The organism is Comamonas sp. (genome assembly GCF_036666375.1).
Taxonomy (GTDB): Bacteria; Pseudomonadota; Gammaproteobacteria; order Burkholderiales; family Burkholderiaceae_C; genus Comamonas.
On sequence record NZ_JAVWWA010000151.1, the window covers coordinates 2,542 to 8,501 of the forward strand.

The following is a 5,960-nucleotide window of genomic DNA, read 5'->3' on the forward strand; positions in this document are numbered from 1 at the left end:
CGGCGCCCGACGCAACGGCGCCCGATTTAACCGCGGGCAAAGGCATTCGACAATTGCTGGATATTGGCTCTCAGGGCGCCAGGGCTGGCGTTGGACAGCAGATACCAGTTGGCAGCGTTCAGGTAGACCACCTGCTTGCTGCGCCAGGCCTTGGTCGCCTGCACCAGCTTGTTGTCGAGCAGCTTCTGCGCGGCCTCGCCTTCGCGGCCGATCGCGGCGTCGCGGTCCAGCACGAACAGCCATTCGGGGTTGGCCTTGAGCAGGTATTCGAAGGACACGGCCTGGCCGTGCTTGGAGACTTCGATCTTCTGCGCCAGCGGCTTCATGCCGAACACGGTGTAGAGCATGTCGAAGCGCGAACCCGGGCCATAGACGCTGAGCTTGCCGCCGTTGGTCATCAGGAACAGGCCAGGGCCCTGCCTGGCGGCCAGGGTGCGCAGGCCCGCGATTTCCTGCTCTATGGTCTTGATCTCGGCTTCGCCCTTTTCGGCCAGGCCGTAGACCGCGGCGATCGCGCGGATGTTGCGGTACACCTCTTCGAGCTGCTTCTGGTTGTCGAGCGTCACATCGAGCACGGGCGCGAACTTGCGCAGCGCCTCGATCTTGGGCAGCGAACGATTGCCCGCAATGATCAGATCGGGCTTGAGCGCCTTGATCTTTTCATAGTCGGGCTCGAACAGGCTGCCGATATGCGGGTAACTGGCGCTGTCGGAATAGGCCTGCAGCAGCGGCGGCAGCTTGGTGTCGGGAATGCCTTGAACTTTGCCGCCCAGCGACTGGATGATGTCCAGCGCCGACAGGTCGAGCACCAGCACGGTCCTGGGTTTGAGCGGCAGGCTGACTTCGCCCGTACTGTCCTTGACGGTGACGGTCTGCGCGGCCCAGCCCGTGGCAGCACCACCGGCCATGCTCAACACCACACCCCATTGACCCAGGCGGCCCATCGCCTGACGGCGCGTCACGGAAAACGTCATAACCCCTATCCTTCCTCACGATGCTGGCAAAAAACATCCGCAAAGAAGGCGCCGGGCCGGCATGCGGCGAGCGCTCCATATGCGAACAATTATCATTTTGCATCCTACCAGAACCCCAGGGTTTATCCGTATACGCATGGTTTTTCCACGGCTGGCGGCATGGCTGCTGCGCCATCCGCGACACGCCATTTGCGCACGGGAGTAAACGCGCCTGTCCCAGGGCCTAGAATGATTTGTCTGCGCGGCCCCTGCGGCCGCGCAATTCGTTGCAGGCCGCAATCGCGGCAGATTCATTCAAAAAAGAGAGGGTGGGCGCGATGTCCTCCTGGTTTGCGGGACTGTCCCCGTCCGTGCGCGCCGCGCTGACGGGCATAGGCTTGACGGTATGCGCCTGCGCGCTGTTCGCGCTGCTCGACAGCGCGACCAAGTTCAGCGGCCAGGCCCTGCCCATGCTGCTGGTGGTCTGGCTGCGCTATCTGTCCCAGGCGCTGGTGACCACGGCGCTGGTGCTGCCGCGCTACGGCTGGTCCATCCTGCGCACCCAGCACCCGCGCTTTCAGCTCAGCCGCTCGGCCTTCGGCCTGCTGACCACCTGCGTGGCCTTCTTCTGCATCCAGAGCATGCCACTGGGCAACTTCACCGCGATCTGGGCAGCCAGCCCGCTGCTGATCGTCGTCGCCTCGGCCTGGCTGTTCAAGGAACGCATCAGCGGCGCGCGCCTGGTGCTGCTGCTGATAGGCCTGGCCTGCGTGATCCTGATCGTGCGCCCCGAAAGCACCGACCAGCCGCTGGGCTGGCGCAGCCTGCTGCCGATGGCGCTGCTGCTGTGCGGCACGGGCTACCAGCTGCTGGGCAGCCGGCTCGCGCGCCTCGATGCACCCGCAACCACCCAGCTCTACACCACCTGGCTGCCGCTGCTGCTCACGGCCCCGCTGCTGCCCTGGTTCTGGCAAAGCGTGGACCGCTGGCAGCTCTGGGGCGCGGTGCTGGTGATGGGCGTGTGCAGCGGCGTGGGCCACCTGCTGCTGCTGCAGGCCTACCGCGTTGCGACGCCGGCGACGATCTCGCCGTTTCTCTACAGCCAGATCGGTTTTGCGATGGCCATGGGCTGGCTGTTCTTCGGCCAGGTGCCCGACATGTTGTCGCTGCTGGGCATGGCCGGCGTCGTGCTGTGCGGCATGGCCAGCATCTGGCTCAGCATGAGAGAGTCACGCTGAACCCAATGCCCCGTTCGCGCTGAGCCCCCTCCCGTTCGCGCTGAGCCCAATGCCCCGTTCACGCTGAGCCCAATACCCCGTTCACGCTGAGCCTGTCGAAGCGTGCGCTTCCCGAAACGCGCGCGCCTGGCCGAAATGCCCGTTGCCTATGAACGGCACGGGCGGACGCAGCGCCGACAGCGGCGAGGGATGGTTGCTGGTCAGCACCAGATGGCCGCGGCCTTCGGGAATCCAGGCCTGCTTGGACTGCGCATGGCTGCCCCAGAGCATGAACACCACGGGATGCGGGCCTTCGGCCACATGGCGGATCACGGCGTCGGTCAGGGCTTCCCAGCCGCGCTTGCTGTGGCTCGCGGCCTGGCCCTCTTCCACCGTGAGGCAGGTATTGAGCAGCAGCACGCCATGCGTGGCCCAGTTGATCAGGCTGCCGCCGGGCACAGGAAAGGCCGGGATGGGCGTGCCCAGGTCGCGCTGCATTTCCTTGAAGATGTTGCGCAGCGACGGCGGCAGGCGCACGCCGGGCGCGACCGAGAACGCCAGGCCTTCGGCCTGGCCGCGGCCGTGGTACGGGTCCTGGCCCAGGATCACCACGCGCACCGCTTCGGGCGGCGTGAGTTCCAGCGCGCGCAGCGGCTGGGGCGGGAAGATCACCGCGCCGGCATCAAGCCGCGACTGCAGGAAGGCCAGCAGCTGCTGGCCGCCAGGGCTGGCAAAAAAGCCATCGACCAGCGGCTGCCAGCCCGCGGCCACGGGCCAGTCGGCCGGGTTGGCGGTCTGCAGCTGGGTCGCGGCCTCGGGAGCAAGAGTGTCGATAGCGTGCTGCATGTCGCCCCGCGATGTCAGGAGAACAGCTTGGCCAGGGCCAGGCCGGGGTCGTCGGCGCGCATGAACGCTTCGCCCACCAGGAAAGCGTTGACGCCGGCGTCGCGCAGCGTCTTCACGTCGGCGGGCGTGAGAATGCCCGATTCGGTGACCAGCAGCTTGTCGGCCGGCACCTGCTTTTGCAGCTCCAGCGTGGTCTGCAGGCTGACTTCGAAGGTGCGCAGGTTGCGGTTGTTGATGCCCAGCAGCGCGGTTTTCAGGCGCAGCGCGCGCTCGAGTTCGGCCGCGTCATGCACCTCGACCAGCACCGCCATGTCGAGGCTGCGCGCCACGGCTTCCATCTCGGCCATCTGCGCGTCTTCAAGGCAGGCGGCAATCAGCAGCACGCAGTCGGCGCCCATGGCGCGCGACTCGTAGACCTGGTAGGGGTCGATCAGGAAATCCTTGCGCAGCACGGGCAGCAGGCAGCTGGCGCGCGCCTGCTTGAGGTAGTCGACGCTGCCCTGGAAGAACTGCTTGTCGGTCAGCACCGAAAGGCAGGCCGCGCTCACCTTGCCATCGCCATCGGCATAGCTTTGCGCGATGTCGGCGGGAATGAAGTCGGCGCGTATCACGCCCTTGGACGGGCTGGCCTTCTTGACTTCGGCAATCACCGCCGCATGGCCCTTGGCTATCTTTGCGCGCAGCGCGCCTTCGAAATCACGCGTGAGCACACGGCTTTCGGCATCGCGGCGCATTTCGGCCAGCGGCATGCGTTTGCGGGCAGCGGCGAGTTCTTCGCGCTTGACCGCCACGATCTTGTTGAGGATGTCGGACATGGGAAGCTTTCGGTATCGGGGAAAAATTCAAACAGCGCGGGCGCTCGACAGCGCCTGCGACTTGGCGATCAGCTGCTGCAGCTTGGCCAGCGCCGCGCCGCTGTCTATCACCTGCTGGGCGCGCAGCAGGCCTTCGGCAATGCTGGGAACGACATTCGCCGCGTACAGCGCCGCGCCTGCGTTGAGGCACACGATATCGCGCGCCGGACCCTTGGCGCCCTGGAGCACGCCGCGCAGCATGGCCATTGATTCCTCGGGGTTCTCGACGCGCAGCGAGCGCGTGCTGGCCATCTGCAGGCCGAAGTCTTCGGGGTGGATCTCGTATTCGTGCACCGCGCCGTCCTTGAGCTCGCCGACCAGCGTGCTCGCGCCCAGGCTGATTTCGTCGAGCCCGTCGCGGCCGTAGACGACCAGCGCATGCTCGGCGCCCAGGCGCTGCAGCGCGCGCACCTGGATGCCCACCAGGTCTTCATGGAACACGCCCATCAGGATATTCGGTGCGCTCGCCGGGTTGGTGAGCGGCCCGAGGATGTTGAACAGCGTGCGCACGCCCAGTTCCTTGCGCACCGCGGCGACGTTCTTCATCGCCGGGTGGTGGTTGGGCGCGAACATGAAGCCTATGCCGACTTCGGCAATGCAGGCCGCGATATCGTCGGCCGACAGGTTCAGGTTGACGCCCAGCGCTTCCATCGCGTCGGCGCTGCCGCTCTTGCTCGAGACGCTGCGCCCGCCATGCTTGCTCACCTTGCCGCCGGCCGCGGCAATCACGAACATCGAGCAGGTCGAGATGTTGAAGGTGTTGGCGCCGTCGCCGCCGGTGCCGACGATGTCGACCAGATGGGTCTTGTCGGCCACCTGCACGCGCAGCGAGAACTCGCGCATCACCTGCGCGGCGGCGGTGATCTCGCCAATGGTTTCCTTCTTCACGCGCAGGCCGGTGAGGATGGCCGCGGTCATCAGCGGCGACATTTCGCCGCCCATGATCATGCGCATCAGGTGCAGCATTTCGTCATGGAAGATTTCGCGGTGTTCGATGGTGCGCTGCAGCGCAGCCTGGGGAGTGATCTGTTGCATACCGGGTCTCAGGCCTTTTGTTCCAGGAAGTTGCGCAGCATTGCGTGGCCATGCTCGGTCAGGATGCTCTCGGGGTGGAATTGCACGCCCTGTATGGCCAGCGTGCGGTGGCGCACGCCCTGGATCTCGCCGTCCTCGCTGGTGGCGGTAATCTCCAGCACGTCGGGCAAACTGGCGCGCTCGATGACCAGCGAGTGGTAGCGGTTGACGGTGAACTGCGCGGGCAGATCGGCAAACACGCCCGACTGCGTGGTGGTGATCACGCTGGTCTTGCCGTGCATCTGCTGCTGGGCGCGGATGATGCGCCCGCCAAACGCCGCGCCAATGCTCTGGTGGCCCAGGCACACGCCCAGGATGGGCAGCTGGCCGGCGAAATGCTGGATGGCCGCGACCGAAATGCCGGCTTCGGCCGGCGAGCAGGGTCCGGGCGAGACCACCAGGCGCTCGCTGCCTTCGGCCTGCATGCGCTGCGCCAGTTCCTCGAGCGTGATTTCGTCGTTGCGCACCACGCTGACTTCGGCGCCGAGTTCGCCGAAGTACTGCACGATGTTGTAGGTGAAGCTGTCGTAGTTGTCGATCATCAGGAGTTTCATGGCTTCACTCCTTGTCAGCCTGAGGGGCCAGGCCAGCGGCGCGCAGGCGCGCGAGTTCCTGGTGTTCGTAGGCGATGAACAGCTCCATCATCGCGCGGTAGACCTGCTCGATCAGCTCGGGGCTGCCGCCTTCGGCCTGGGCCTGGGCGCGCACGCGCTCCACGATGGCCTCGATGCGCGCTTCGTCGCGCACCAGCTGCGCGTCGTTCTTCACGCGCGCCGCCTGGGTCATGAAGCCGCTGCGCTGCACCAGCAGCGGCACGAGGATGTCGTCGAGCGCGTTCACGCCCTGGCGCACTTCGGTCATGTCGGTGCAGTGCGGCACCTTGTCGATTGCGCGGCTCATTCCAGTCCTTCCTCTACCAATTCCGCGGCGCGCAGCAGTGCGCGCGCCTTGTGTTCCGTTTCGCGCCATTCCATCTCGGGCACCGAGTCGGCGACCACGCCGGCCGCGGCCTGCAC

The 5,960-nt window shown here is 66.2% G+C and carries 7 protein-coding genes; 1 reads left to right on the plus strand and 6 read right to left on the minus strand.

Features of this window, described 5'->3' with window-relative positions; translation table 11 throughout:
• Positions 1-26: 26 nt before the first annotated feature.
• Positions 27-974 (minus strand): siderophore ABC transporter substrate-binding protein, encoded by a 948-nt coding sequence (locus tag RR928_RS23025; RefSeq protein WP_332538252.1) that lies wholly within the window; start codon positions 972-974, stop codon positions 27-29.
• 317 nt (positions 975-1,291) lie between these two features.
• Between RR928_RS23025 and RR928_RS23030 the strand changes: the two genes are divergently transcribed.
• On the plus strand, positions 1,292-2,191 hold the full coding sequence (locus tag RR928_RS23030) for a DMT family transporter (protein ID WP_332538254.1): 900 nt from the start codon (positions 1,292-1,294) through the stop codon (positions 2,189-2,191).
• Positions 2,192-2,272: 81 nt separating this feature from the next.
• Here the strand turns inward: RR928_RS23030 and RR928_RS23035 are convergent, their stop codons facing one another.
• The 5 genes from RR928_RS23035 to RR928_RS23055 are packed head-to-tail and all read right to left on the minus strand — an operon-like array spanning position 2,273 to position 5,844.
• A complete protein-coding gene (locus RR928_RS23035) occupies positions 2,273-3,016 on the minus strand; it encodes a uracil-DNA glycosylase (RefSeq protein ID WP_332684383.1) in 744 nt (247 codons plus the stop codon).
• A 14-nt stretch (positions 3,017-3,030) separates the two neighbouring features.
• Positions 3,031-3,831, minus strand: a complete 801-nt coding sequence (trpC, locus tag RR928_RS23040; RefSeq protein ID WP_332538256.1) for an indole-3-glycerol phosphate synthase TrpC — start codon at positions 3,829-3,831, stop codon at positions 3,031-3,033.
• A 27-nt stretch (positions 3,832-3,858) separates the two neighbouring features.
• Positions 3,859-4,905 carry an anthranilate phosphoribosyltransferase gene (trpD, locus tag RR928_RS23045; RefSeq protein WP_332684385.1) on the minus strand — a complete coding sequence of 349 codons (1,047 nt, stop codon included), beginning with the start codon at positions 4,903-4,905 and terminating at the stop codon, positions 3,859-3,861.
• A gap of 8 nt (positions 4,906-4,913) precedes the next feature.
• Positions 4,914-5,498 carry an anthranilate synthase component II gene (locus RR928_RS23050; protein WP_332684387.1) on the minus strand — a complete coding sequence of 195 codons (585 nt, stop codon included), beginning with the start codon at positions 5,496-5,498 and terminating at the stop codon, positions 4,914-4,916.
• 4 nt (positions 5,499-5,502) lie between these two features.
• Positions 5,503-5,844, minus strand: a complete 342-nt coding sequence (locus RR928_RS23055; protein WP_332538103.1) for a chorismate mutase — start codon at positions 5,842-5,844, stop codon at positions 5,503-5,505.
• Positions 5,845-5,960 lie beyond the last annotated feature (116 nt).

Excerpts from the sequence above, each read along its gene's own strand:
- RR928_RS23050 (WP_332684387.1), bottom strand. The coding sequence starts at position 5,498 with ATGAAACTCCTGATGATCGACAACTACGACAGCTTCACCTACAACATC.
- RR928_RS23035 (WP_332684383.1), bottom strand. The coding sequence starts at position 3,016 with ATGCAGCACGCTATCGACACTCTTGCTCCCGAGGCCGCGACCCAGCTG.
- RR928_RS23025 (WP_332538252.1), bottom strand. The coding sequence starts at position 974 with ATGACGTTTTCCGTGACGCGCCGTCAGGCGATGGGCCGCCTGGGTCAA.
- RR928_RS23055 (WP_332538103.1), bottom strand. The coding sequence starts at position 5,844 with ATGAGCCGCGCAATCGACAAGGTGCCGCACTGCACCGACATGACCGAA.
- RR928_RS23030 (WP_332538254.1), top strand. The coding sequence starts at position 1,292 with ATGTCCTCCTGGTTTGCGGGACTGTCCCCGTCCGTGCGCGCCGCGCTG.
- trpC (WP_332538256.1), bottom strand. The coding sequence starts at position 3,831 with ATGTCCGACATCCTCAACAAGATCGTGGCGGTCAAGCGCGAAGAACTC.
- trpD (WP_332684385.1), bottom strand. The coding sequence starts at position 4,905 with ATGCAACAGATCACTCCCCAGGCTGCGCTGCAGCGCACCATCGAACAC.